At 43.4% G+C, this 26086-nt stretch carries 22 protein-coding genes; 11 read left to right on the forward strand and 11 right to left on the reverse strand.

Annotated features, from left to right (window positions below; all coding sequences use genetic code 11):
* Positions 1 to 172: 172 nt before the first annotated feature.
* Positions 173 to 328 (forward strand): DUF1328 domain-containing protein, encoded by a 156-nt coding sequence (locus AOC03_RS12540; RefSeq protein WP_084785797.1) that lies wholly within the window; start codon positions 173 to 175, stop codon positions 326 to 328.
* A 190-nt stretch (positions 329 to 518) separates the two neighbouring features.
* Here the strand turns inward: AOC03_RS12540 and AOC03_RS07120 are convergent, their stop codons facing one another.
* From AOC03_RS07120 to AOC03_RS07135, 4 genes are all read right to left on the reverse strand, one after another.
* Entirely contained in the window at positions 519 to 812 is a 294-nt protein-coding gene (locus tag AOC03_RS07120) for a 4a-hydroxytetrahydrobiopterin dehydratase (protein WP_062534583.1), read from the reverse strand.
* 311 nt (positions 813 to 1123) lie between these two features.
* On the reverse strand, positions 1124 to 1417 hold the full coding sequence (locus AOC03_RS07125; protein WP_062534585.1) for a GNAT family N-acetyltransferase: 294 nt from the start codon (positions 1415 to 1417) through the stop codon (positions 1124 to 1126).
* Between the two features lie 143 nt (positions 1418 to 1560).
* Positions 1561 to 2997 carry a fatty acid desaturase family protein gene (locus AOC03_RS07130; protein WP_227514206.1) on the reverse strand — a complete coding sequence of 479 codons (1437 nt, stop codon included), beginning with the start codon at positions 2995 to 2997 and terminating at the stop codon, positions 1561 to 1563.
* Positions 2998 to 3207: 210 nt separating this feature from the next.
* Positions 3208 to 4425, reverse strand: a complete 1218-nt coding sequence (locus AOC03_RS07135; RefSeq protein ID WP_062534587.1) for a flavin reductase family protein — start codon at positions 4423 to 4425, stop codon at positions 3208 to 3210.
* Positions 4426 to 4906: 481 nt separating this feature from the next.
* Here AOC03_RS07135 and ettA point away from each other — a divergent pair, with 481 nt between their 5' ends.
* On the forward strand, positions 4907 to 6568 hold the full coding sequence (ettA, locus tag AOC03_RS07140; protein WP_062534589.1) for an energy-dependent translational throttle protein EttA: 1662 nt from the start codon (positions 4907 to 4909) through the stop codon (positions 6566 to 6568).
* 168 nt (positions 6569 to 6736) lie between these two features.
* On the opposite strand, the gene plsB is transcribed toward ettA, so the two are convergent.
* On the reverse strand, positions 6737 to 9481 hold the full coding sequence (gene plsB / locus AOC03_RS07145; RefSeq protein ID WP_062534591.1) for a glycerol-3-phosphate 1-O-acyltransferase PlsB: 2745 nt from the start codon (positions 9479 to 9481) through the stop codon (positions 6737 to 6739).
* Positions 9482 to 9710: 229 nt separating this feature from the next.
* Between plsB and ybaK the strand changes: the two genes are divergently transcribed.
* Together ybaK and AOC03_RS07155 are read left to right on the forward strand one after the other, a co-directional pair.
* The gene (gene ybaK, locus AOC03_RS07150; protein ID WP_062534593.1) at positions 9711 to 10181 is read left to right on the forward strand and encodes a Cys-tRNA(Pro) deacylase; all 471 of its coding nucleotides are present in this window, start codon (positions 9711 to 9713) and stop codon (positions 10179 to 10181) included.
* Between the two features lie 90 nt (positions 10182 to 10271).
* The gene (locus tag AOC03_RS07155; RefSeq protein ID WP_062534595.1) at positions 10272 to 10646 is read left to right on the forward strand and encodes a 5-carboxymethyl-2-hydroxymuconate Delta-isomerase; all 375 of its coding nucleotides are present in this window, start codon (positions 10272 to 10274) and stop codon (positions 10644 to 10646) included.
* A 32-nt stretch (positions 10647 to 10678) separates the two neighbouring features.
* On the opposite strand, the gene AOC03_RS07160 is transcribed toward AOC03_RS07155, so the two are convergent.
* Positions 10679 to 11164 (reverse strand): hypothetical protein, encoded by a 486-nt coding sequence (locus AOC03_RS07160; RefSeq protein ID WP_062534597.1) that lies wholly within the window; start codon positions 11162 to 11164, stop codon positions 10679 to 10681.
* A 263-nt stretch (positions 11165 to 11427) separates the two neighbouring features.
* Positions 11428 to 13248, reverse strand: a complete 1821-nt coding sequence (locus tag AOC03_RS07165) for an acyl-CoA dehydrogenase C-terminal domain-containing protein (protein WP_062534601.1) — start codon at positions 13246 to 13248, stop codon at positions 11428 to 11430.
* 395 nt (positions 13249 to 13643) lie between these two features.
* On the opposite strand from AOC03_RS07165, the gene AOC03_RS07170 reads away from it, so the two are divergent.
* Positions 13644 to 14756 carry an FUSC family protein gene (locus tag AOC03_RS07170; protein WP_062534605.1) on the forward strand — a complete coding sequence of 371 codons (1113 nt, stop codon included), beginning with the start codon at positions 13644 to 13646 and terminating at the stop codon, positions 14754 to 14756.
* Positions 14757 to 14808: 52 nt separating this feature from the next.
* Here the strand turns inward: AOC03_RS07170 and aroE are convergent, their stop codons facing one another.
* The gene (gene aroE / locus AOC03_RS07175; protein ID WP_062534607.1) at positions 14809 to 15684 is read right to left on the reverse strand and encodes a shikimate dehydrogenase; all 876 of its coding nucleotides are present in this window, start codon (positions 15682 to 15684) and stop codon (positions 14809 to 14811) included.
* A gap of 483 nt (positions 15685 to 16167) precedes the next feature.
* Between aroE and AOC03_RS07180 the strand changes: the two genes are divergently transcribed.
* Positions 16168 to 16860, forward strand: a complete 693-nt coding sequence (locus AOC03_RS07180) for a hypothetical protein (protein ID WP_062534609.1) — start codon at positions 16168 to 16170, stop codon at positions 16858 to 16860.
* An 81-nt stretch (positions 16861 to 16941) separates the two neighbouring features.
* Complete coding sequence (locus AOC03_RS07185) at positions 16942 to 17871, forward strand: aminotransferase class IV (RefSeq protein WP_227514207.1); 930 nt, start codon at positions 16942 to 16944, stop codon at positions 17869 to 17871.
* Between the two features lie 5 nt (positions 17872 to 17876).
* Here AOC03_RS07185 and AOC03_RS07190 read toward each other — a convergent pair whose 3' ends face one another.
* Positions 17877 to 18065 carry a DpnD/PcfM family protein gene (locus AOC03_RS07190; RefSeq protein WP_062534610.1) on the reverse strand — a complete coding sequence of 63 codons (189 nt, stop codon included), beginning with the start codon at positions 18063 to 18065 and terminating at the stop codon, positions 17877 to 17879.
* Positions 18066 to 18231: 166 nt separating this feature from the next.
* On the opposite strand from AOC03_RS07190, the gene AOC03_RS07195 reads away from it, so the two are divergent.
* A complete protein-coding gene (locus AOC03_RS07195; protein WP_062534612.1) occupies positions 18232 to 18810 on the forward strand; it encodes a hypothetical protein in 579 nt (192 codons plus the stop codon).
* Between the two features lie 10 nt (positions 18811 to 18820).
* Here the strand turns inward: AOC03_RS07195 and AOC03_RS07200 are convergent, their stop codons facing one another.
* Positions 18821 to 19585, reverse strand: a complete 765-nt coding sequence (locus tag AOC03_RS07200) for a DpnI domain-containing protein (RefSeq protein WP_062534614.1) — start codon at positions 19583 to 19585, stop codon at positions 18821 to 18823.
* A gap of 95 nt (positions 19586 to 19680) precedes the next feature.
* On the opposite strand from AOC03_RS07200, the gene mltG reads away from it, so the two are divergent.
* Together mltG and tmk are read left to right on the forward strand one after the other, a co-directional pair.
* On the forward strand, positions 19681 to 21054 hold the full coding sequence (gene mltG / locus AOC03_RS07205) for an endolytic transglycosylase MltG (protein ID WP_062534616.1): 1374 nt from the start codon (positions 19681 to 19683) through the stop codon (positions 21052 to 21054).
* 88 nt (positions 21055 to 21142) lie between these two features.
* Positions 21143 to 21829: a dTMP kinase gene (gene tmk / locus AOC03_RS07210; RefSeq protein WP_062534618.1), complete on the forward strand. Its 687-nt coding sequence runs from the start codon at positions 21143 to 21145 to the stop codon at positions 21827 to 21829.
* 143 nt (positions 21830 to 21972) lie between these two features.
* Here the strand turns inward: tmk and AOC03_RS07215 are convergent, their stop codons facing one another.
* On the reverse strand, positions 21973 to 24165 hold the full coding sequence (locus AOC03_RS07215; RefSeq protein ID WP_062534620.1) for a cation:proton antiporter: 2193 nt from the start codon (positions 24163 to 24165) through the stop codon (positions 21973 to 21975).
* 415 nt (positions 24166 to 24580) lie between these two features.
* Between AOC03_RS07215 and AOC03_RS07220 the strand changes: the two genes are divergently transcribed.
* Positions 24581 to 26023, forward strand: coding sequence for a Do family serine endopeptidase (locus tag AOC03_RS07220; protein WP_062534622.1), 1443 nt, complete (start codon positions 24581 to 24583; stop codon positions 26021 to 26023).
* Positions 26024 to 26086: the final 63 nt, after the last annotated feature.

The raw sequence follows: 26086 nt of genomic DNA on the forward strand, positions 1-26086 counted from the left end.
CATATAACGTAAGAATACTACATAGGTTACACAACATAGCGCGTTCATTACTAAAATGAACGCAGATTGCGTTTAAAGATTGCTATTCTAATCATACAAGCAATAAGTAGTATCAAACAAAAAAAGCACTAACAAAATAAATATTAATATAAGTTATATGAGGAGAATCATTATGTTCCGCTGGGCTATCATTTTTGCTGTTATCGCATTGATTGCGAGTTTTCTAGGTTTTGGCGGAGTCGCCGGTCTGTCATCTAACTTAGCCTATATATTCTTAGTAGTCGCTGTTATCTTATTTATCGTCGCTTTCGTCGGTCGTAAGATGTAGCTGGAACGATGCTAGGTTAATAAGCTTTGACTGGTATAAGTTGATAAGCTTTGATTACTATAAGTTGAATTCTATAAATTGACGACTTTAAAAAATCTATAAGCATAAGAATCATAAAAAATGTCCTCAATTGAGGACATTTTTTTGTTTAGTCGTTTAACAACCTAATAAATGAATGGCGCATCAATCATTATAGATGTTTAGGCTGAACGATATGCTCCATGCGCTTAGCCAAGCGAATGTCATGACTGGTGATACCGCCTGTGTCGCCAGTGGTTAGGCGTACTTCTACCACATTATACATATTACGCCATTCAGGATGGTGATCAAGAGATTCCGCATAAAAAGCCGCCTGATTCATAAAGCTCATCGCTTCAATAAAATCGCTGAAATGATAGGTCTTTACGATGCTATCACCCTCGCGTTCCCAGCCTGCAAGCTCTTCTAGCTGTAAGTCAACTTGTTGATGAGATAAACTACTCATAGGAATATCCTTTGTTGTTATGTGTATGTTATTCAACTTTCCGGAAATATTTACCTAAAATTGATATTATTATTCATATTTATAATTAATAGTTTATTGATTGTCGGTAGTGATTTGATATTTGCTATAGGGTAAAAAACCCACCTATGCCGCACATATTGCCATATATTTGTTGATAAATATATGAGCAAAAATATGAAGCCAGTAGGCGGGTAAGGATACTTAAGTTTCTAGCGAAAATTAACCATATTATATGTATTAGCTATGACGCACTGCTTTTATATAATAGTGGTTTTTTTTACACGCTTGCGCTATACCAAATCTTGATAATCTGGGTGTTTGTTAATATAAGCGGATACAAATGAACATTGCGGCACGACCTTTTTATTATGCTCACGCGCATAATCAAGAGCATGCTTGACCAAGTCGGAGCCGACACCGCGACCGCCTAAGGATTGCGGGACAATCGTATGGTCATATACTAAGGTATCACCGCGTTCTTTATAGCTGATATAGCCAGTTTGTCCCTCAATAGTGGTTTCAAAGCGATGGGCTGATTGGTTGTGAGTAATGTGTGGCGCTGGTTTAGAATGTTCGGCACTCATTAGAGAACTCCTTTTTTATTATAAAGTGTAATCGTATTTCAATTTAATATTATGGACGGTTGTCATTTAGTCTACCAGTGTCTGATGGTAAGAGTAGATAGGCTAAATGTTAATACTGAATATTAATACGGTAAACATTCAATTTACCATGCATAGAACCATGCTTGGCGGACGACTTGGGGGATAACTTTACTTAAACCCGAACCCTTGACTGCCGTTCTCTGTTGTTTTTTAGCAATATTCTCGGCTTCGGTCACGCCATTAGCATCCATTTTTGTTAGCGATTGTTGATAGGATAGCCATTCTTTTTTACTGGGCTTACTAAAATACATAATACGCCCGATTACTTCTTTGAATTGTTTGCCAAAGTGTCCCGTATTGTAGGTCAAATTATATTTTTGGCATATCGCTTGTACTTGTGGTGCGATACTGGCGTAACGATGCGCGGGCATATCTGGAAAGATATGATGCTCAATCTGATGTGATAAGTTACCCGTTAAAATATGGAATAATGAGCCGCCTTTGACATTACTGGAGCCAAGAATCTGCCGCACATACCAATCGCCTCGACTTTCAATGTCATCAAGATGGGTATAAATATGCGCCTGATCGGTCAGATGCCCACAAAATATAACTGCCCACGTCCATAGGTTGCGCACGATATTGGCGGTGATATTGCCGCTCAAAGTGGTTACGGCGCTACGGCGACCCAGTGCCAATCCTGCAACAGCCGGTAGGGCGATATAATCTTTACCGACTTGCCGTACAATTTTGGCAAATAAATCGCGGGATTTTTGTTGCAATATAGGGTGGATATCAGGGTCATCAGCATATTCATCAACGCTGATTTGGATATCGTGGAACGCCACTGCCCACTCAAAGCCAAGAGCTAACACCATGGTTTTGAAAGGGTTGTAGCGGTCGCTTGGTGTCCAAGACTGCTCATCAGTCACCCGAATTAAATGATAGCCCACGTCATGGTCGCGGTTCACGATATTGGTAAAAGTATGATGCAAATAATTATGCGAGTGCTTCCATAATGGTGCGGGGCAGACAATATCCCAATCAAAATTTTGGCTATTAAGATGCGGATGTTGCATCCAGTCATATTGCCCATGCATGACGTTATGACCAAGCTCCATATTGTTTAATATTTTGCTAAAACTCAGCAGTGTTGTCCCAAGCAGCCACGTACCAACTTGGCTGCGTTTTGATGACAGTCGTCCAGCAGTGGCAAGTAAGCCTCGCGCCACCAGCTCACTATAGACCACGGTGGCATAAATGCGGTGAATATAGCGGGCATCTTTAGCGTCTAACGAGTCCATCACACTTTTATATAGCGTATCTAGCTCAGCGGCTAGTGCTTCAGTCTGCTCTTTTGGCAGTGGTGCAGCCGTTAACGTCGGATATTGCGTAGGCACAGAGTGCGTATTTATATATTGGTCTTCAGTATCTTGATTTTGAGTAGCGGTCTTTTGTACCGATAGCAAACGAGCTTGCGCGATCAACTGCTCATCAGTCAAGGGCGTTAGCATAGGAACAGCAGAGTGGGCGGTAGATAATGACGGTAATGCACGCATAAATAATCCTCAACCGAAATGGCTTATAGTACTTAGATTTTTAGAAGCTTGGATTTTTAGAAGCTTTAGTGTCTAGCAGCTTAGGTGTCTAGCAGCGTTAGGTTCGGTGTAATCAGTCGTCTAAGGGTTAGCCTGCGCTATGAGTTCACGTTGATCTGTCTTTTCATATGACAAGCTCCAATAAGAAAATATTTTTATATCTCAAATTCTCTATATATCCAATATCACATCGGTCATCGCCACATGAATGCAGGTTTGGATGGATTCCAGACCATCCGTGCTCATTTTGCCAGTTTGAATATTTTTGACCACCCCGCTGATTTTATGACAACGGCACATTTGGCAAATCCCTTGTCGGCAACCATAAGGCAGTTTTAACCCTGCTTGCTCAGCGCCGAGCAGTAAAGTAGTGCTAGTGGTAAATTGGCGTTGGCGCGTGCGTAGCGAGATAGATTTTGGCTCAACTTCTGCTATCTCATTGCTACTTATAAAGTCAGGTAAAGCCGTGCCAAAGCGTTCTATCATAATATTATCGCGTAACGATGGCGTGTCGGCTGTTTTATTAATTGATAAAGGGTCACTGGCTAACTCTATTTCATCCACAACTCGATAGAGTTCGGCTAAAAAGGTTTGTGAGCCGCAAGCAAATATTTGGGTATCAGCGAGTGGCAATTCTAATGATAATAAAACTTGTGCGCTTAAATACCGACTGTTCGCCAAATAAGTGCTCGGGTCTTCAGTATGAATAAGATGATAGGTAAAAGTAGCATATTTTTTGGCGAGGTTAGCCCAATAGGTTGTGAGGAGCGGCATACGATTGTAGTGTAATAAAGTCACGTTCTGCCCACTCTGTAGCGCCTGCATTATCAGCCCTAGCATAGGCGTAATACCGCTACCACCGGCGATAAATAACAACGAAGATTGCTTGTTAAGCGTTGGGTTTAGCGTCGATAAGTTTGCCTGTTTAGCAGCCTGCGCTAAAGTGAAATCCCCACTTGGCATACCACTGTTAAATATTGCCCCAAGTGCTGCGTGCTTGGTTAGGTAATCAGAAACCAGACCTTGCGGTTTAATCGCGATGGTGACGGTGGGTGATTTTTCAGCGTTATTATCATTATCGGTTTGCTCGTACAAGAGTTGCTCTTTAGCTAGACCCACTAGCGAGTAACGGCGCTGATGATGGATACCGTCAATCGGGACGCTGATATTAATATGCTGTCCGCCCGCCCAACCCTGTTGTAAATCAAACACCTGCTTTTTAAAAGCGTGGTTGGTCTCAAATTGTAGCGCTATTAAATCTTCGCTGAGCGCAACTCTGCTCATTAAGCGCAGCTTAGGCACCGTTAATGACCAAAATGGATTTAGACGCGCACCGATAAAATCAACAAATGCGCTTTGGATAATCTCAGGACGATAACCGTGGGTCATGTACACACTACCTTACTTTGAATACTGATTAGATACGGTTTATAACTGCTTTTATAGCTAACTCTATAACTACTTTGACTTAAATAACCGTTTTAAACGGCAATTTTATTAATAAGCTGCTCTAATATATTGAGAGCTATTCGTTATATATTAGCGGGTATTGCTTAACTTTGCGAAAGGTTTGCTGCAATTTTTTGTGGCAATTAACCCACTAAAGTCTATCGGCTGTGTGAGTGGTGATTATTAATAATTATCAGTAGCGATATTAAATATTGCTTTTATGGCAAGCTTTACGTGAAAAGTGCAATGCTTTTATACAAAAGGTATAAAACGTAATGGAAAAATATCTGTCAGCTTGCAGGGGTTGCCCGACAATGCGATAATGGCAGACAATTTGTAACCCTGATTTTAAGGTGCAGCACGCTTAGCATTCACGTTAAGTGAGGTGCTGACCTTTTCCATGCAGTCTATCGGAGTGTTAATGGCTCAATATATCTACACGATGAACAACGTGTCAAAACTTGTTCCGCCTAAGCGTGAGATTCTGAAGAATATTAATCTATCTTTTTTCCCTGGTGCCAAAATTGGCGTGTTGGGTATTAATGGTTCAGGTAAATCAACCTTGCTCCGTATCATGGCGGGTGTTGACACTGAATTCAGTGGTGAAGCGCGTGCGCAAGCAGGTACTAAAGTCGGTTATCTACCGCAAGAACCACAGCTTGATGACAGTAAAGACGTGCGTGGCAACGTTGAAGATGGTATGCGCGAAGCCCTAGATGCGTTATCACGTCTCGATGCGATTTATGCAGAATACGCTGAGCCTGATGCGGACTTTGATAAACTTGCTGAAGAACAAGGCAAGATGGAAGACATCATCCAAGCATGGGATGCGCATAACTTAAATAATCAGTTAGAAAAAGCCGCTGATGCGCTACGTCTGCCACCATGGGATGCCGATGTCAGTAAGTTATCCGGTGGTGAAAAACGCCGTGTGGCTCTATGTCGTCTGCTATTGTCACGTCCAGATATGTTGTTACTTGACGAACCAACCAACCATTTGGACGCTGAGTCCGTGGCATGGTTAGAGCAATTCCTACAAAACTATAGCGGTACTATCGTTGCCATTACCCATGACCGTTATTTCTTGGATAATGTCGCCCAATGGATTTTGGAGCTTGACCGTGGTCATGGCTATCCGTATGAAGGCAACTATACTGAGTGGCTCGAGCAAAAGAATACTCGTTTAGAGCAGCAAAATAAACAAGAAGAATCGTTTGCTAAAGCGCTGAAAAAAGAGCTAGAGTGGATTCGCACCAATAAAAAAGGTCAACAAGCCAAGTCTAAATCTCGCGTGCAGCGTTTTGAAGAATTGAACTCACAAGAATTCCAAAAACGTAACGAGACCTCTGAGATTTATATTCCGCCCGGTCCACGTTTGGGTAATAAAGTTATTGAAATTAATAATATCTCCAAGTCCTTTGGCGACCGTTTATTGTATGAAAACCTGAGCTTTAACGTACCAGCAGGCGCAATCGTTGGTATTATTGGTCCAAATGGTGCGGGTAAAACCACATTATTTAACATGATTACCGAGCGTGATACGCCAGATACCGGCTCAGTTGACTTGGGTGAAAGCGTTAGCGTGGCTTATGTTGGTCAGGTTCGTGATAACTTAGACGATAGCAAAACGGTGTGGGAAGAAATTTCTGACGGTCTTGATATCATTACGGTTGGCGACTATACCACGCCAAGCCGTGCCTATATTGGGCGCTTCAACTTTAAAGGTTCAGACCAACAAAAACACGTTGGTCAATTGTCTGGTGGTGAGCGTAATCGTTTGCAATTGGCAAAAACGCTTAAGCAAGGCGCGAACGTATTGCTCCTTGATGAACCCTCAAACGATTTGGATATCGAAACCTTACGTGCGCTAGAAGATGCGATTCAGGTCTTCCCAGGTACGGTTATGGTCGTGTCGCATGATCGCTGGTTCCTTGACCGTATTGCGACCCATATCTTGGCATTTGAAGATGAAGGTCCAGTTTGGTTTGATGGTAACTATTCTGAGTTTGAAACCTATCGTAAAAAGACTATGGGTGATGATGCCAGTCCAAAACGTGCGAAGTTTAAGAAAATATCTAACTAGGTTGTGATAACTGGACTGTGATAACTGGGCTTAGACAGTTAAATTTAGACAACGGTCTTAATCCTAAAAATTTATTTATCTTGATATCAATAAAAAAGACCGCTAACTATTAGCGGTCTTTTTTATTGAGTGTGTTTTATTGAGTCATTTTTATTAGGATACGATTAATTAACGCTTGCGCCCAAATTTACGCTGTTTCTTATTATTAATTTCGTTCATGGCATGCGCAATCGCTGCTTCATCCAAGCTTGCCACTTGTTGTAAAATTTGCATCATATCCGGACTGAGTACATATTTAGCATGATGAGCAATGTTATCAATGCGATTATCAAAGATTAATATGCCAGTTTCCTCATCCTTTTGTAAATAATTCAGGCGGATAAGCGCATTAACAAAGCTCAAAAATAGCGAACGATCAAAGAAATCAGGAATATCATCGGCATAAAGTACGGATAAACGCTGTCCGAGCAGATGGCATAAATCAACGACTTCCTCTACTGTCAAGTTCCCTGAGCCTTGCTGGGCAAGGAGCGCAAGCGTCATAAAGTAACGCTCAAGACTTTGTCCCACTGGGGTTGCCAATACCTTAAGCTGCTGATAACAACGGCTATTGGCATCAGGCACACTCAATACGCCATGACCCAATTCGATAATCAGACCATGCGAGAGCATATTATCAATTTTTTGATTGAGCGTCTCGGTCAAGCTGTGGGCTGAATAATGTAAAAACAGCTCACTTTGTAAAAACGGATACATCTGCGCGACGATACCTTCAAGGCGACTGCGTTCAATGCGTCCATTACGTGCCACGAGCGCTGCTAAGAAAGAATGCAAAATAAAGACATGCAAGATATTATTGCGGAAATAGCTGAGCAGCGCCGCTTGTTTGCCAGCCACTTGAATGATGTCGCCTAATATATGCGGTATACGTTCGATAAGTTTGAGCTTGATACCATAATCGATAATATGCTGCGGGCTCATGTCGGTGATGACCGTATCATCTGCATAAGGCAACTGCCGCGCGATATTCTGATAAAGGGCAATTTGTTCACGGCAAATGTCTTCATCCAGTGCCGCTTTGGGCGCAGATAACAGCACTAAGGATAACAGCGATACTGGATTGACCACCGCTGCTTTATTAATATTTTGCATGATTTTGATGCCAATATTATCCACCATGGCACTGGCTTTCGCATCGAGTGGCGTATCGGTACGGTCAGCGGGTAGGCTATCCGCAGGCACATCGAATTTCTGCATAAAGTCGGTTAAATGTAGCGGTGTACCAAAACTGAGATGCACATTACCAAAAATCCGCTCAATCTTACGGCTCACTTTCAGCAGACCCATGAGGGATTCTGACTCTTTAGGTTTACCTTTTAGCTCACCAATATAGGTGCCGCCCTCCATAATGCGCTCATAACCAATGTAAGTCGGAATAAAAACGACTGGTTTATTGGTCTGGCGCAATTGGCTGTGCACCGTCATGGCGAGCATACCCATCTTCGGTGGTAAGAGCCGCCCTGAACGTGAGCGTCCGCCTTCAATAAAATATTCAATCGGGGTTTTTCGGGTAATCAGCGTGTGCATATATTCGCGTAAAACCGCAGTATAAAGCGCATTACCACGAAAACTACGGCGGATAAAGAATGCCACCGCACCACGTAAAAAAGGTCCTAACACTGGTACGTCTAAGTTATCACCTGCGGCGATATAAGGAATACTCAAGCCGCGTTTATAAATAACGTAAGACAATAATAAATAATCAACATGGCTACGATGACAAGGCACATAAATCACCTCATGATCCACCGCCAGCTCACGCACGCGCTCAAAATGATGCACATCTACGCCATCATACAGCTGCGTCCATAACCACGTTAAGAACCGATCAAAAATACGAATAATGGGGTAGGAGTAGTCATTGACCATCTCATTGGCATAGCCTTTTGCTAAGATTCGCGCTTCGCGTACCGTAACGCCCGTTGCCGTGGCTTCTTTATCTATTGCGTGTTTAATAGCGGGCGAATAAATCAGCTTATCCACTAAGTTACGTCTGTCAGATAAGTCAGGACCAAGCATACTGGCACGTTGCTTATCGAGATAGATATTGAGCTGTTGCTGTAGCGTGCGTACCAGCTCGCGATTGGCATTAGCAGATGGTACTAAAGCATGAGTGACTGCTTCATGAGTGCTTGTTTCATCATTCAAGTTAGCACTATCCGTGCTATGCGCAGGCTCTGCGACATCATCATGTAAGCTCTCATAAATAAGGCTGCGCAAATCTTGCGGGGCATGAAACTGTACAAAAGTATCGCGACCCATCATTCCGATATTAAATAATTGCTTAGTAATGCTCGGGTCTTCCCAACCATCGATCATGAGCAATCTAAATAAAGAATCCTCTTTTTCAGGTGCGCGCCCCCAAAGAATGGAGACCGGCACCAAGCGAATCTTAAGCGCTGGATTTTGTAACGTCGCGGCAATGAGACGAGACAGACGCGGTGATAAGTCATCATTTTTAGCTTTTGGATGATGCAAAAAGACAATCGCGGCATTCTCATCGATTTGATGCACGCTGTCCTTTACCCCAACCAAAGCCGGCGGCAGTTTATATTCTTGCGTTTGCAAATCAATCAAAATACTGTTGGAGCGTGAGTAATCTTGCAGCACATAAAAAGTCAGCGTTTTATCATCGGCAGCAAATTCTGGTAGCTCGCCTAATAATTTTGGCTTGACCGCCACATCAAGAACTTGCCCTGATAGCTTACGATAGAGCTGATTAATCGGCGCTTTGGTATAGACCGTCGTCGCTATTTTATCGTTGTCAGAGAGTTGAGCCACATCATGGCTAATCGTGGTATCGCTAATAACAGGCGCTTTAAACATCCGCTTTTTTAAGAACTTCGGTATCATAATCAAACGTCAAATTTTGTAAAATATAATAACCTTATCATGCCATAAAAGTCGCGAAAGCGATATATAGCGTCGGTATCTCAGCTGAATAATATCGCGCTTTACACGATCACTGGTTTCACTGCCTAAAATTTTTGCGTAAGATAAGTGACTTACATTTTTATCACTCGTTTTTATCATTCGTTTTTCTGACTTGTTTCTTATAACCCCTTATTGACTGTGAGCCCTTATGACGCCTGCCATTAACCTTGCCAAACAACGCGGTCTTGATTATGAGCTGCATGAATATATCCATGATGAGCACGCACCCTCTTATGGACTAGAAGCTGCTGAAAAATTAGGCGTTGAAGCCGCGCGAATATTCAAAACCTTAGTGGTAGCAACGGAATCGGGTACGCTTGCGGTGGCGATTGTGCCAGTTGCTACCACTTTAAATGTTAAAAAAATGGCAAAAGCCCTTGCCTGTAAAAAGGTCAAAATGGCAGATCCTAAACAAGTCGAACGCAGTAGCGGTTACGTACTTGGCGGCGTCAGTCCACTGGGACAAAAAAAGTGCTTAACGACTGTGATTGATTTATCAGCACAAGATAAAGTTACCATTTATGTCAGCGCTGGTCGCCGTGGTTTAGAAATTGAACTGTCACCGCAGCAGTTGGCTACTACGCTTAACGCTCGATTTGCGGATATCGCTGACCGTTAAAAAAGCTTAATGTATAGTCATTATTAATATCTAAATCGTCTCTCATTTAAAAATTCGAATGATCGCTCACTTCTTATAAGGATAGTTTTTATGCCGCATTTAACCATTCAAGCCACGCCCAATGTCATGATTCCTCATGCCGAATCGCTGCTCAAAACGTTAAATAACGCGCTTTGGGAGACGGGACATTTTAAACAAGCGACTGATATTAAGGCGCGTATTTTACCAGTGAATACTTTTTTAGTAGGTGTTGAAGATGATGAGCAAGAACATGGCTTTATTTATGCACATCTGAAATTGATGTCAGGACGTGAGGCGAGTGTCCGCGATAGTCTGGCGCAGTTATTGGTCACGACCATAGACGAAAAGTTGGCAGCCGCCCAATCAGGACGCACCCAATTACAAATATGTGTCGAAGTAGAAGAAATTAGCACTATTTATCAGAAAAAAATACTGGGTCAATAATGCTGATTTTCATCGTTTTTTATACCGGAACCTTACGAACACAGTGATTGACTGGCATATTTAGGTAAAATAATAATCTCGGTGGTGTAGCCCGCAGTTTTGCCCTCGGTTGCCATTAAATTACGTGCCATACGTAGTCGATATTTACCCGAGGCGGGCAGACATCCTTGATAAATAATACCGCCTTTAGTGCCATCTTGGGTGCCATTGGGCATCTGCAACACACCAACGTTAGCAGTTTCAGTAGTGCCCGCTAGTGGCGTGATATTAATGATGGCATATTGACCTTTTGTGGCGCTAAATTGATACCAACGTTCATTTTGTTTTGGGTTCAATTTACCGGTAACAGTGGTGCTCACTTGTCCTTTAGCAAAACGAATGGGCGTATCATTGCCACTAGTACTATTGGTGTTAGTTACTGCAGCAGTTGCGGCTAGGCTCACCATGGTCATACTGAGCACGGATACAATAAATACCGTCGCTGATGATAAAGGCTTCTTAATAGTGATGGGTAACATAATCCGCTCCTATAATGAATGATAATAAATAGTAAAATCACTCTGAGAATATCACAGTCATAGAACGCCAAATATGGTGAATGTAAGGCGATATTGTGTCGTAATACTGTTCATGGTTAATAAAAAAAGCTTATACAAAACGGTTAAGCAAAAATGATTATGCAAAAAAGCTAAGCAAAAAAAAGCGCCCGTTTAATAGGCGCTTTTTTATCACATTTGGCAGGCTAGTGTTATCTCAAGCTCAGCTCAGACTATATTTATTTTTAGTCTAAAAAGGCAAAGCTTTCGATTTTCATTGCCGTCATGCTTTCGCTTGGCGCTACCATACTTTCGGCATGACCTGACGTACGGGTTAATATTTTATCAAAATAGAACTCGGCAGTTTGGATTTTAGCAGTATAGAATTCTTCTGATTCAGTACCGCCATTTTTAATTTTTTCATGAGCGACAGCTGCCATACGCGCCCAGTGATAGCCCATCATCACATAGCCTGAATACATTAAGAAGTCGTCGGACGCTGCTGAGATAATTTCACGGTCTTTACGAGCGATAAGCATCAAGCGTACGGTCAGGGTATTCCACTCGGCACACAGTTTGGTCAATGCCCATACAAACTTACGCATGTCTTTATCAAGCGCATATTCGCCACACCATCTCATGATGTTAGAGGTATAGTCGCGGATGATTTTCCCTTTCGACTGTAGCAACACTTTACGACCCAGTAAATCTAGGGCTTGGATGCCGGTCGTGCCTTCATACATAGTGGCAATACGGGCATCACGAGCGATGAGCTCCATGCCCCATTCTTTAATATAACCATGTCCACCGTAGATTTGTTGCCCGTGTTTGGCGGATTCAATACCCAGCTCAGTTAAGAAACCTTTAATAATTGGGGTATAAAAACCAAGCTTATCATCCCATTTTTCAAACTCTGCTTCATCGCCATTGACAACGGCTTGTGACATTTTATCAGCATAACGTGCGGCATGATAAATCATGGAGCGACCACCTTCAGCAAACGCTTTTTGAGTCAGTAGCATGCGTCGTACATCAGCATGATTAATAATAGCATCTGCTACTTTTTCAGGGTCTTTAACACCGGATAGCGTGCGCATAGAGCGACGATCTTTGGCATAGGGCAGTGCGTTTTGGAAGGATAATTCCGTATGCGCCAAGCCTTCGATACCAGTACCGATACGAGCAGTGTTCATAAAGGTGAACATCGCTTTCAGACCTTTATTCGGCTCGCCAATCAAATGACCGACTGCCTCATCGAAGTTCAGGACACAAGTTGCTGATGAGCTAATGCCCATTTTATGTTCAATAGAGCCACAGCTCACGCCATTACGCTCACCAATTTCACTTTCAGCATTGGGCAAGAATTTTGGTACGATAAATAACGAAATACCGCGCGTGCCTTCAGGGGCGTCCGGTAGGCGAGCCAATACGATATGAATGATATTTTCAGTTAAATCATGTTCACCGCTGGAGATAAAAATCTTAGTGCCCGATAGCTTATAGCTACCGTCTTCTTGTGGAATGGCTTTTGACTTTACCTGACCCAAATCCGTACCACATTGCGGTTCAGTCAGACACATCGTACCTGCCCATGAGCCTGCGACCAATTTATGCAAATAGGTTTCTTTTTGCTCATCGTTACCGTACTGCATTAGAGTATTGATACAGCCGGTGGATAGACCAGGGTACATGGACCATGGCCAATTGGCAGTGCCGATAATCTCAGATTTAATGAGGTTCAATGACATGGGTAAATTCATACCACCGTATTGTTCTGGATACGAGATACCTTGCCAGCCCCCTTCTACAAACTGCTGATACGCTTCTTTAAACCCTTTTGGAGTAGTAACCACGCCATTATCAAAATGACAGCCCTCGGCATCGCCCGATTGATAAATAGGCATCAGCACGTTTTCGGCAAAATCAGCAATACTTTGCAAAATCATATCGACGGTTTCAGGATCAGCGTTTTCGCCATTATCCAAATCTTTATAATGCTTCTGAAAATTAAAAACATCATTAATTAAGAACTTAATATCACGTAAAGGAGCTTTGTAAGTTAACATAGTCATTCTCTTTAATCGGTTGGCTGTCGTAGAATTAATAAGCCATTATTAGTGTGTTAAAGGTGCGGTTAGTCAGTATGAAAAAGAGCATTTTTTATAAATTTTATGAAGTATTGCTTACTTATTATCATAATGGTTAAGCTTTACTTAATATGTATCTGTAATACAGCGTTATTGTCAGTATAAGTCGTCTGTTTAGAGAAATATAGTACGTATAACTAATATTCATAGTTTTATTGATAATGTATTACTTTGTATGAATATTATGCTGATTTCATGTAGATAAAGAGTCGCTAGTAAGGCATATATCATGTTGCTTTCTATATTTCAGAGTCTATTTATAAACTAAAGATAAATAAACTAAAGTCAATAAATTTAAATTGGGATTTTCGTTCATGCATACCTCGCAGTACACGGCAGCGCTGAAACGTTTTATCAGTGGTGAGCTAACCCATCTGCTAACGATTAATAAAAGTCGTCGACCATGGCATTTACCGCTGATGGCAGCGATTGCGATTAGTTTCCCCGTGTTTATTGGTGCTTATTTTGGCGTGTTATCGTCGGGTATTAAGGCGTCTTTGGGTGCCATGGTTATTTTGAATTTACCCTTGGTGGGGACATTGCCTTATCGGATTGTGACGCTGCTGGCATGGGGATTTGCCATGTCGTTATGTTTTGCGTTAGGTCTTATCGCACAGCAAGTGCCTATTCTTAGGTTGCCCGTATTTACGTTGGTGGCATTTGGGATCGTGGGGTTAGGGCGTTATTATCGCCAGCCGCCACCCGCTGGACTGTTTATCATGATGGCAAGTGCGCTTGCGCTGTTTATTCCGCTACCGCTCACGCAACTGTTACCAGCGACAGGCATGGTGATGTTGGGCAGTGGTTTTGCAATAGTGATGGGGTTGCTATATTCGCTATTTTTACTGATGACCCGACCTTCGCAGCCTGCGCCCGTTTATAGCTATGAGCCGGATACCATCACTGAAAGTATTATTGTCACGGGTTTTGTCAGCCTGGCGTTATTACTGGCGATGACCCTTAAGATGTCTAACCCTTATTGGGCGGCAGTGAGTTGTTTTATTATTATTCAAGGCATTCATTTGCGTACGATATGGATTAAGCAGCTGCATCGTCTGCTTGGGACGATGCTTGGTATTGGGCTGGCAAGCTGGATGCTGTCGTGGGGGCTGTCCATGTGGGGCGTGGCGATTGCATTGCTGCTTATGGTGCTGAGCATTGAGTCATTGATTGACCGTCATTATGGCTTGGCGGTGATATTTATTACGCCGCTGACGATATTTATTGCCGAATATGGTAGTGGTTTACCGCTCGTGCCGGAGATGTACCCTGAGATTATTCAGGCGCGGCTGTTGGATACCGCGCTCGGCTGTATGATAGGGTTAAGTGGTGGGGTGGTCATGCATTCCACCACAATACGCACACCGCTACGGCGAGTGGAAAATTGGTTACTGGTACGGTTTGATGGGAATAAAAATGCGAGTTAGGCAATTGGTTAATTAGGCAGTTAGTTAATTAAGCAATTAAGCAGTTAGGAACTTATCCAGATTGCTTTTTTAATATTGTAGTTGCCTGTGCGACATCAATAACGTGCCCCGTCCAACGCTCAAAACTCAACGCCGCTTGACCAATCAGCATCCCGTAACCGTCTGAGGTTTGGGCACCACGGGCAGCAAAATGCTGTAAAAATGGCAATTCGCGTCCGTACATCATATCGTAAGCAAAGTGACAATTTAAATCATCCGCTAAAGGTAAAGTCTCGCCACTCAGTCCAATAGAGGTGGCGTTAATAATCACATCAAACTGTCCAGTTAACTCGGTAGTTGCACAACTTTTAATATCATGCTGATGAATGGTGGCACTTGCCGCGCTTAGCTCAGACACTAAATCAGTCGCCTTACTCATCGTACGATTGGCAAGCGTCAACTGCCCAATACCTGCTTCAATCAGTGGTAATATTGCCCCGCGTGCTGCTCCACCTGCGCCAATAATCGCCACGCGTGCGCCCTCAAGCTGCCAGCCTAAGCTTGTGATGTGATTGACCAAGCCTTGACCATCGGTATTATCACCATACAGCGCGTCTGTTAACGATGCGCCTTGTTGTAATTTCTCTTTATTTAATAACAGCGTATTGACCGCGCCTGCAACGCTTGCATGCTCAGATATCCCACCACGAGCCAAACACGCCGCATACGCCACTTGTTTAAAAGGCACGGTCACATTCGCACCCATACCGCCGCCATGAAAAAACGCCTCAACCACCGCAGTAAAGCTCTCAGCATTATTTGGACAATATTGCCGCTCATAACGAATATCACATCCCGTTTGGGCGGCAAAAACCTGATGAATCTCAGGTGACTTGCTGTGCGCAATCGGATTGCCAATAACGATAAAATGGTGCGTGCTTTTATTCATAGCCTGTCTGCTGTCCAAAATAGGTGAAAGGGTAAACCTTATAAAACCGTTATCTCATCAGTTCATACGGCTGAGATAAAATCATCAGCCTTATTCATCATAGGGCATCATAGGCGATAACAAGGTTTTTAACAAATTTGTACCCGCTGCGATTGTTACGCGTAACGTAAAAGGTAGTCAATTGCTGGGCAGTTGGGTAAACTGTATGGCAGAAAGGCTCGATATTGATTCGCTAATTCTTGATATTAAAGATTGGTCTTAAGAAGTGATATTAAGGATTAATATGCAGTCACTAGCAACAGAGCATCCATCGCGTCATTACACTTATCACTTTCCCTGATGATTGCTTTTGATTTTTGATGCGTACAGCTACCATAATAATAATGTCTCGTTAGACCATACTATTTTTCATTATCGGCAGCATTGATGCTGTCTCGTTAATACTATTGAGAGATTAACCCAAAAACTGTGAGTAAATTGTCCATGTGGAAGAATATCCTACAGACCTGTGTTATCGGTGTCACACTAGTGGCAGGCGTTTCATTGAGTGCCTGTAACGGCTCAAAACCAGACAGCGTTGAAGAGGTTACCGCTGATTTGAGTGCTGAAAAAGCCCCTGCCAAACAGTCAGCATCGGCAACATCGACGCCAAATGCAGACTTAGACGGTGCTACCGTTGGGCAAGGCGTGCCGGTCAGTTATGATGTGTCTGCATGGAGCAAAGGCAGTGTTGAACCGCTGAACTTGGGCGAGATAGATAAAATAAAAGCGACCTTTGGTAAAGTATTAAGCACGGATGAGAATAGCCTCGACTATGCCAGTAATCCTGCGACCAAATATCGCTTTATGGCTACCGATGCACCGTATCTTGACCTCATTGACTCGCCCAAATATTTAGAAATGGGTTGGTATTTTGCCAATCCAACCGATACCGACAAAGAAAAGGAAATAAGCCGCGCTCATGCCAAAAAAGCCTATAAACTGGCGCGGCAGCTGATGGGTGATGATGGCGGTAAAGTTATGGCGGATATGCTTGCCGGTCAAATTATCAAAAATAAAACCGTTGGTGGGCAAAAAATAGAATTGGCAAAATGTGAATTTTATAGCTGTATGCTGGTGCTCAATAAATCCGTATCAGAGGCAACCGTTGCAGAGCCAGACGTTAATAGCCAATAATCAATAGCCAATAATCAATAAAGAATAGAGCGCCCAATGAGAGTCATACAGTGATGATAACTGAATAATGATAAAGCAGTCATGATAAAGCAGACGAATAGTTGGATATGTTTGCAGTCGCAAGCTACCGCTAGCTTGGATAAGCCTTTAAACAGCGTCAGCCTTGATAGTCGTGGTCTGGCGTATGGCGATGGGTTTTTTACCACGATGGGCGTCATTGATGGTGCGATATTGTGGCAAGACTATCACCGTCAGCGCATCCGCTCTCATGCTACCGCTCTACAGCTTGATATTGATAGTGACGCGCTATGTATAGATTTACAAATTCACGCCAAGCAGCTACAACAAGGGGTGCTAAAACTTATCATCACTCGCGCGCCGCAAGCTGTGCGTGGTTATGGCTTTACCCCAAAAGTATCAGGTAGTCAGTGTAAAATTTGGCTCAAGGCAATGCCTATGAACATAGCCACTATTGATCAATGGCAGCTACCTAATGGGCATTTAGTACCTATGCAACCTGTGATACCTGCTGCGTGTTTGACCGCACAACTTGCTTGCTTTCCACCACCTTTAGCGGGTCTAAAAAGCTTAAACCGTCTCGATAATGTGCTGGCAAGTGGTGAGCTACAGCGTCTTAATCAGACAGCACCGAATCTTGATAAAAAATTTGGTGAAGGCTTGGTGCGAGATATGACTGGGAGCTGGATTGAGGGCACGATGAGCAATATATTTTATCGTCTCAATTCTCAAAAACAAACTTCTGCTACAGCAGAACAATTTGACAATACCCAATGGTTTACGCCACCGCTTGAGCACTCAGGCGTACGAGGGGTAATGCGTACCGTTATCATGGAAGGGTTTGCAACGTCCACGACACCGATTATGGAACGACCGCTGAGGGACGAGGATTTACCAAAGTTGTCACAGCTATTTTTTTGTAATGCGCTGCGCGGGATAATGCCAGTAAGTTCGCTAACATTGCTGACGGGTGAAGTAATCAATTTTGCATAAGCATTTTATTCGACAACTTCAAACTCCGTATTCCGATAATCTTCTGAACCTAAAACAACTTCTTCATTTTGATAAAGTGCTTGAACACGTGATAAAGCACTTTGTTCATCTTTAGCATTAACCTTAATCACTCTGCTTAAAATTTCCGTTATTTCAACGTTAAAAATTCTTTTAACGGCTACTGCTTTATTCATGCTATGCACTCACCACTCTTAATCCTATTTATTGGCAATATTATGTCACCTCATTATTGGGGCGACTCAAAAGAAGTGATCGTCTTTTGTTACGCAGGCTTGTGTCATTAAGCAAATCGATCAATGATGATTTTTTAAAGGAGAACGTTTTAAAGGAGAAATATCGATGCGCTCAATTTATCGCTTGAGTTATAAAGAAGAACGACTGCCAATTCCCATTCGTCGATTATTAATTTTCAATGAAATTTGTCGTATGGCTAGGCTTAAACCCAATAAGATGGTTCATTTATTACCGCATACCAAACAGGCATTTGGGGTCATGTATTTGCAAGACTGCAAAAAATATATCGCCTACGGTGGTATGTTTGAATATGCGCATGTACGGCGTGATGTGGTTGAGCAAGGCGTGCACCGTTTACCGCATTATCAATACGTCATGTGCGCCATTACCATAAAACGGCAAGCTTTTACCAAACCTGTGCGCACGCCCGTCGAGCTGCTGTGGCACTGGCAAGATTATGTCAAAAACAGACGCTATACCTATTTAGATATTGATGAACAGCCTTTTTTTCCTGTTAATGATGAGCTGGAAATAGAATATCCACCTCACCGTTATCATGAACGTCTGGTCGCTTGCGAATATCTCCCGCTTTGGGATGAGCAAAAAATATTAGCGACACCAGCTTATAAGGATAACAAAGGGCGGTTGCGACCTAAAGGCTATCCTGAAAAACGCTTGATATAAGTCGGAATGGTTATCCTATTTTCCGATAATGCCCACGCGCTAAAAACTCAATAATGCCTTTATCGCGTAGCACTTGTAATTGCTGACGGATTTTATCTTGAATATGATGGTTATCAGGATACTTGCCTTGTAGCTCGTCAACAAAATGATAGACTTGTTTTAACGTAAACTGCTCATCAAGTCTATCAATGCATTGCCAAATATCTAATGTCCAACCACGCGCCCGCTGCGTTTGTGTGCGTAAAAACAGCGTTTGCTGAAATTGTTGGCTGACAATATTTTTTGCGATAATTTGCTGATTTTTAACCAAAAACACCTTTCCCGATTCAGGTACTTTGCGCAAATCAATATTACAGCCAACCCAACCTGCACGCCTTGCCGTCACTGACAACGGCTTACGCTTAATAATCATATCCGGCTTAAAAAAATGCTTGGGAATGATTAAAAAGTTATTGACGCTCAGCTCTTTTGAATAGGTCAAAAAGAAAAAGCTAGGATTATCCTCACTACTGATACGCTGCATCATGGTGTCATACGCGCCATCATTAATAATATGGCTCAGCGTGCCTTTTTTACTTTTAAGCTCATATTGCTCAGCACAACTGGGGCAATAAAAATCAGCGACAGGTTGATTATTGGCAAATTCGGACAATGACGGTGTATTGCAATTGGGACAATAGCCATTATTTTTGACCCACGCTTCACTGAGCACGCGAATGATTTGTGACGGTGAATGATAGTTCTCTGCCAGTTTTTGGTTAAAATGTAGATTCATAAATTAATGCCATTTTATTAACGTCTTATCAAATAATATTGAAAAGCGCACGGTTCAGTGCTAAATTCTAGCAAACTTCTGCCTTCCGAGTAGCCATGAGCACGCCGACCCCTGAAACACCTTCTAATCAATCGCATGATAATGCTAAAAATGACACTGAACATACGGTTGATGAGCATGCCGCGACACCGCTAAGCACTGAACCAACAGCAGCTGATGAGGCGCGCGCGGAGCACACTCAGGCAGAGGATGATAGTGCAAACAACATAGAAACGGATAGCATAGAAACAGAGCACATAGAAACGGACAAGATAGCAGACGAGACAGTGCCCGCGACTGACCTCTCCCTTATCAATGAACAAAGTACCGTGCGCCGCTATAAAACAGACAATCCCTCCTTTTTTATGCAGCGTGGCTATCAGATATTATTGGTGCTTGGGCTGATTGCTGCTTTTGTATTGGTGATGATTTATCAGACCTTATTTGGTCGGATTACCCAGCCGCAACAGTTGGTCACCATTGAGCATGGCGATACCTATTATGGCTTGCTGCCGAAGTGGCAAAACGTGCCGCTGTTTTCGGCAAGTTTGGCAAAGCTGTATATCAAGTCGCAAGTCGATGCGCCATTGCATGCCGGTGTCTATCAATTACCGGAAAATCCATCGCTTACCAGCGTGCTAAAAGTACTCGAGCAAGGCGCAAAAGTAGCCATGGTCAAGGTGCAAGTGATAGAAGGCAAAACCTCAAAGGATTTGTACCAAACCTTACGCGATGCAAAAGGCATCAAAAAAGAAGTGCTTACCAAAGATGCAGATAATGCCAGTATCGCCCAAGCGTTGGAGCTTGATGGCATACTACCGAATGCGGTAACCAACAGCCAAGATTATATCGTCAATCATAACTTGGAAGGCTGGTTTGCACCCGATACCTATTATTATGGCGAAGGCGCAACCGATAAGCAGATACTGACTGACTTATATAAGCTGCAACAAAAAGCTTTGACCAAAGCGTGGGAGAATCGTGCGCCCAATCTGCCGTATAAAACCCCGTATGAGGCGCTAATAATGGCGTCGATTATTGAGAAAGAAACCAGCGTTGCCGAGGAGCGTCCTTTAGTATCAGCGGTATTTAATAATCGCTTTAAGAAAGGCATGCGCATGCAAACTGACCCGACCATTATCTATGGTATGGGCAGCGGCTATGAAGGTAATATTCGCCGTAAAGATATCGATGAAAAAACCTCTTATAATACCTATCAAATCGACGGTCTGCCGCCAACACCGATTTCCTTACCATCAGCCGCATCGATTGAAGCCACCTTGCATCCGGCAGATAGTGACGTGTTGTATTTTGTAGCAACCGGTAATGGCGGTCATAAATTTACCAATAGCTTGGCAGGACACAATCAAGCGGTTAAAGACTATCTCAGCGTCATGCGTCAGAAAAAAGCGCAAGCATCTGCGCAATAAACTGTGTTGACCGTAAGCAATTTCAGCCATAAGTAGTTTGAGCTGTCAGCAATGATAGTCGTACGTATAATTTATATAAGGCAATGTCATGTCAGTATCTTTAAATGCTAAAGCAGACGCAAAAGCTACCGAAAACGCGCTGCCATTAGGGCGCTTTATTAGCTTTGAGGGCACAGAGGGCGTTGGCAAAACCACGGCGATTGAGACGTTGTGTGCGCGCCTGCAAGCAAACGGTATTGACTATTTACGTAGCCGCGAGCCGGGCGGTAGTCCCTTTGCGGAGCGTCTACGCACCATATTGCTAGACCCAGCGACCGATATTAATGATGATACTGAGCTGTTATTGATGTTTGCCGCGCGTTGTGACCATGTGCAACAGCTGATTATGCCTGCTCTACAACGTGGCACGTGGGTAATATGCGACCGTTTTATCGATTCAACTGTGGCGTATCAAGGCTTTGGGCGCGCGCATGGCGATGCGGCAATGTTGGCAAAGATTGAGTCTTTAATTAGCCAATTTATTCCGCAGTTACCAGATTTGACCTTGTGGCTCGATTTGCCAGTCGATGAGGGCATGGCGCGTGCGGGCAAGCGTAGTGCTGCCGACCGTTTTGAGCAACAAGCCAGCGAATTTTTTACCCGAGTGCATGAAGGATTTGCCCTACTGGCTACCGAACATTCGGAGCGTATCTGCCGTATTGAGGCGACAGGGAGCGCCGATGAGGTCAGTGCGCGGATTTGGCAACTGGTGCAAGATAAATTCGATTTAAGCTAATTTAATTTAAGCTCAGCGTGTCTTATCTGTTAAGCAGTACCAATCTCCATAAAAAACCCCAACGCTAACGCTGGGTTTTTTTATTCTCGAGCGTTTCATTCAATTCAGTTTAAAGCAAAGCAACGTAATGCTTAATGAGCGTTCTACTCATCGTTACCTGTATTGCTATCCGTCACACTATCTGCGCTGTTATCCGTGCCATTATTTGAGTCAGGTAAACGATTGCGGTCTAACGCGCCTTTTTTAGGTTTCGGTGTGTTGTTATTATTTTTCGTATTGCCATTGGCTTTAGTGCTGCTATTTGCAGGGTCTTTTATTGGCATAGCTGCGCTGTCTTTATTTAACAGGGTATTCTCATTTATCTCACCTTCAGAGTCAGGCTTGCCCGTCATACCACGAGTCATATCACCAGTATTATCAACAATTAGCTCGTTAGCCAGTTCTTCTGCCAGCTTAATCTCTTTACGCTTTTCTGGCGCTTTAGCCGTCGCGTCAAAATGGGCATCTGCCATTGCGCGCGCTTGTTCTTGTTTGGCGGTCACATCGACAGGTTTTGGCTGTATCTCATCATCAACAACGAGAGCCACCAGCTTACGGTCACGCGGTACTGTTCCATCGAATTTATCGGTAATCACGTGCAATTTACCTTCTTTATCAATGGTATATAGCGGCACGAATTGTTTATTGTCGGCTTTATATTGCTCAAGGCTATAAGAGTCGGTGATATTAGTGATTTTAATGCGGGCTTTTTTGGATAGCATACTGGCAAGTTTGGTATAAGTGACATCCTTGCCAAACAGCCATTTGGAATGAAAATTGGCTTGTTTATCATTGCGCTCGCTTTTCACCTTGTCATCACTAAATTTTAAGCGGTAGATATTTTGTTCGCCAAATTCATGGCGATAATGAATCTCGGACAAGGTATTGAGTTCTTTATCCATACTCAACGCAAATAAATGCCCAATGCCAATCAAATCCAAATGATGGTCAGCATGGTCTGAAACCGGATTGCCAAAATAAGTGCGCAAACCGCTCATCCGTGCGCTGGCAATATTGGTATAGTTATTGTGCGCGACAATCACATCAAAGCCTTGCTCTTTTAAGGAGGTCGCAATCAAAAGCGCCACAGGATTGGAGCCGACAATCAAAATACCATTGGTCTCAGGCTCACGCACACCCAGCCAGTTACCGACCATTTTTGCGCCCAAACCTTGAATCATGACCGTACCGATAATCACCATAAATACTAAGGGTACAAGCAGCTCAACGCCTTGCAAATCGTAATCTTGCAAGCGAATGGCAAATAATGAGGAAATAGCCGCCGCGACAATACCACGCGGACCAATCCAGCTTATCATCAGCTTTTCATTGGTTTTTAGATTTGAGCCGATGGAAGATGTCCAAACGGATAAGGGACGCGCCACAAACATCACGATAGCCAGTAGTACCAAGCCGGCAAAACCGACATGGATTAAGCTGGTCAGCTCAACGCGAGCAGCAAGAATGATAAATAATACGGAGACCAATAAAATGGTCAACGATTCATTAAATTCTAAAATAGTATCGCGCGGGAATTTTGGCCAGTTGGCGAGCGCCACGCCCAGTACGGTCACGGTTAATAGCCCCGATTCGTGCTCTATATGGTTGGATATTGAAAATAGTAATAGCACAAAGGCTAAAGTAAAGACATTGCGCAAAAATTCAGGAATCATATGCCGACGCATTAAGAACGCCAGCACCCACGCGCCTGCCAAACCTAATGCGGTTGCCAGTAGCACAATTTTAGCAAACAGCAACAGACTGCTTGCCTCGCCACCTGAGATGATATATTCATAGACCAATACCACGGCAATCGCGCCGATGGGATCAATAATAATACCTTCCCATTTTAAGATATTCGAGATGGTCTTATTTGGGCGCACACTACGCAATAATGGCGTAATCACCGTTGGACCCGTCACACACACCAGCGCCCCAAATAGCAACGCGATAATCGGATCAACATCGAATAATACATACGTTGAAAGGGAGACAATCGCAATGGTAATCAGCACCCCAACCGATACCAATAGCTGCACGACCTTACCGTGCTGTTTAATCTCATCAAACTCTAACGTCAGCGAGCCTTCAAATAAAATAATCGCCACGCCAAGCGAGATAAAGGGAAACATCAGCTCGCCGAGTACCAAGTCGGGGTCAAAATAACCCAAAACAGGTCCAACAATAATACCAATCAATAATAAAAATAAAATGGACGGTTGCTTTAAATACCAAGCCAACCATTGGGCAGCGATACCAAGCCCAACCACGCCGGATAACAATAGGGCGGTATCCATAACTTAATCCTTTTTGAAAACTTGACACACTGCCCATATCATTTTGACGGCATAATCATAACAAGAGTAAATGGCAATAAATGACAAACTGCCGCGATAAAATGGCTACAGATACTCTCAATGTGGCGCATGAAAACGTTTTTATGGTTAAATAATTCTGTATGAATGCTAGATATGATTTGTTTGGTTATCATATCATGATTTTATTTTGCTTATCTTAAAGCCAATTTAGGCTTATTGTTATACACATAGCTATAGCAGGCGTTCTATTGCATAATTAAGTACACAGCTGCCAGACCACTAAATGGCGAGCCATTCATTTGGAATTTAGATTATTTAGCGTTTAGAATGAACCAATAAGTCAGGGTAAACTGACATCAATCTACCTATATTAAGACGGCATAAGGGCGATAATATGCACAGCAAATTAACCACACAAAAAGTGCAACCTTGGCTACAGCGCAGCGCGTTAGCACTCGTCATCGGCATGACAATGACTACGGGTCTCAGCATCGCTCTTGCTCCTAGTGCCCAAGCCGCGGTTACTACCGCTGACTTCTCAGGTTTAGTGCAGCAAGTCACGCCGGGGGTCGCGCGCGTCAATGTCACCAAAACGGTGAGTGAGGCGGAGCTTGCCAAGGCGCAAACGGCTGAGCTATTACGCCAGTTCTTTGGTGATCGTTTGCGTATCCCTGAACAAGCGGCAACACCTGCCGTTGAGCATGCTTATGGCACGGCATTTTTTGTCACGAAAGATGGTTATATGCTCACTAATCATCATGTGGTTGAAGGTGCTGATAAAATCACCGTCACTTTAAATGACCGCACCGAGCTTGATGTGACCTTAGTAGGTAGCGATGAGCGTTCAGATGTTGCCGTATTAAAGGTAAAGGGTAGTAATTTTCCCGCCTTACCCATTGGTAATTCTGATACCTTAAAAGTCGGGGAGCCGGTATTAGCGATTGGCTCGCCATTTGGTTTTGATTACTCGGCATCTGCGGGTATTGTCAGTGCCAAGTCGCGTAACTTTTCGCGTGAGACCAGCGTGCCCTTTATTCAAACTGACGTGGCGCTGAATCCGGGTAACTCTGGTGGACCCTTATTCAATCAACGCGGCGAAGTGATTGGTATTAACTCGCGTATTTTTAGTGGCACGGGTGGTTATATGGGCTTGTCATTCTCCATCCCGATTGATGCGGCAATGGATATTTATCAACAGCTTAAAACCAATGGCTCAGTCGCCCGCGCTTATATGGGTATTTATCCGCAAGATATCGACCGTAATTTAGCGGAAGTTTATAAACTATCGCGTCCTCAAGGTGCGCTGTTGACTCGTGTTGCGCCCAATTCTCCGGCACAAAAAGCAGGTCTAAAGTCTGGTGATATTATTTTGCAATATAATGATGTCAAGATTATGGAGGCAGCCGATTTATTGAATTTAATCAATCGTGCACGTCCCAACGATACCTTCCGCGCGCAATTACAGCGTGATGGCAAGCCGTTAGTGGTGACCGGTACGCTCAGTCCTGCGCCCAGTGATGTCCCAGCCGAAGGGAGCGATCAGCTCAATAATGACGTACGTTTGGGACTGCGTTTGCGTAACTTGACCCCTGATGAAAAAGTAGAGCTGGCAACGGATGGCAAGACGGGCGTATTAGTCACTGCAGTCGATCCTACCGGTTTAGCAGCGCGTTCAGGATTACTCGCTGGTGACATTATCACAAATTTGCATCAAAAAAAGATTGGCAAAGTGACTGATTTTTCTAGTGCGATAGCCTCGCTACCCAAAAAAGGTGTGGTGACCATTGAAGTGATGCGTCAAGGTATCCCAGCCATTATTGGCTTGCGGATTGAATAGTCATGAGCGTTAGTAATAAAGGATATTATGTGGCAAATAACATTGTATAGCTGGACGTTTTAA

It is taken from the genome of Psychrobacter urativorans, from assembly GCF_001298525.1.
Lineage (GTDB): Bacteria > Pseudomonadota > Gammaproteobacteria > Pseudomonadales > Moraxellaceae > Psychrobacter > Psychrobacter urativorans_A.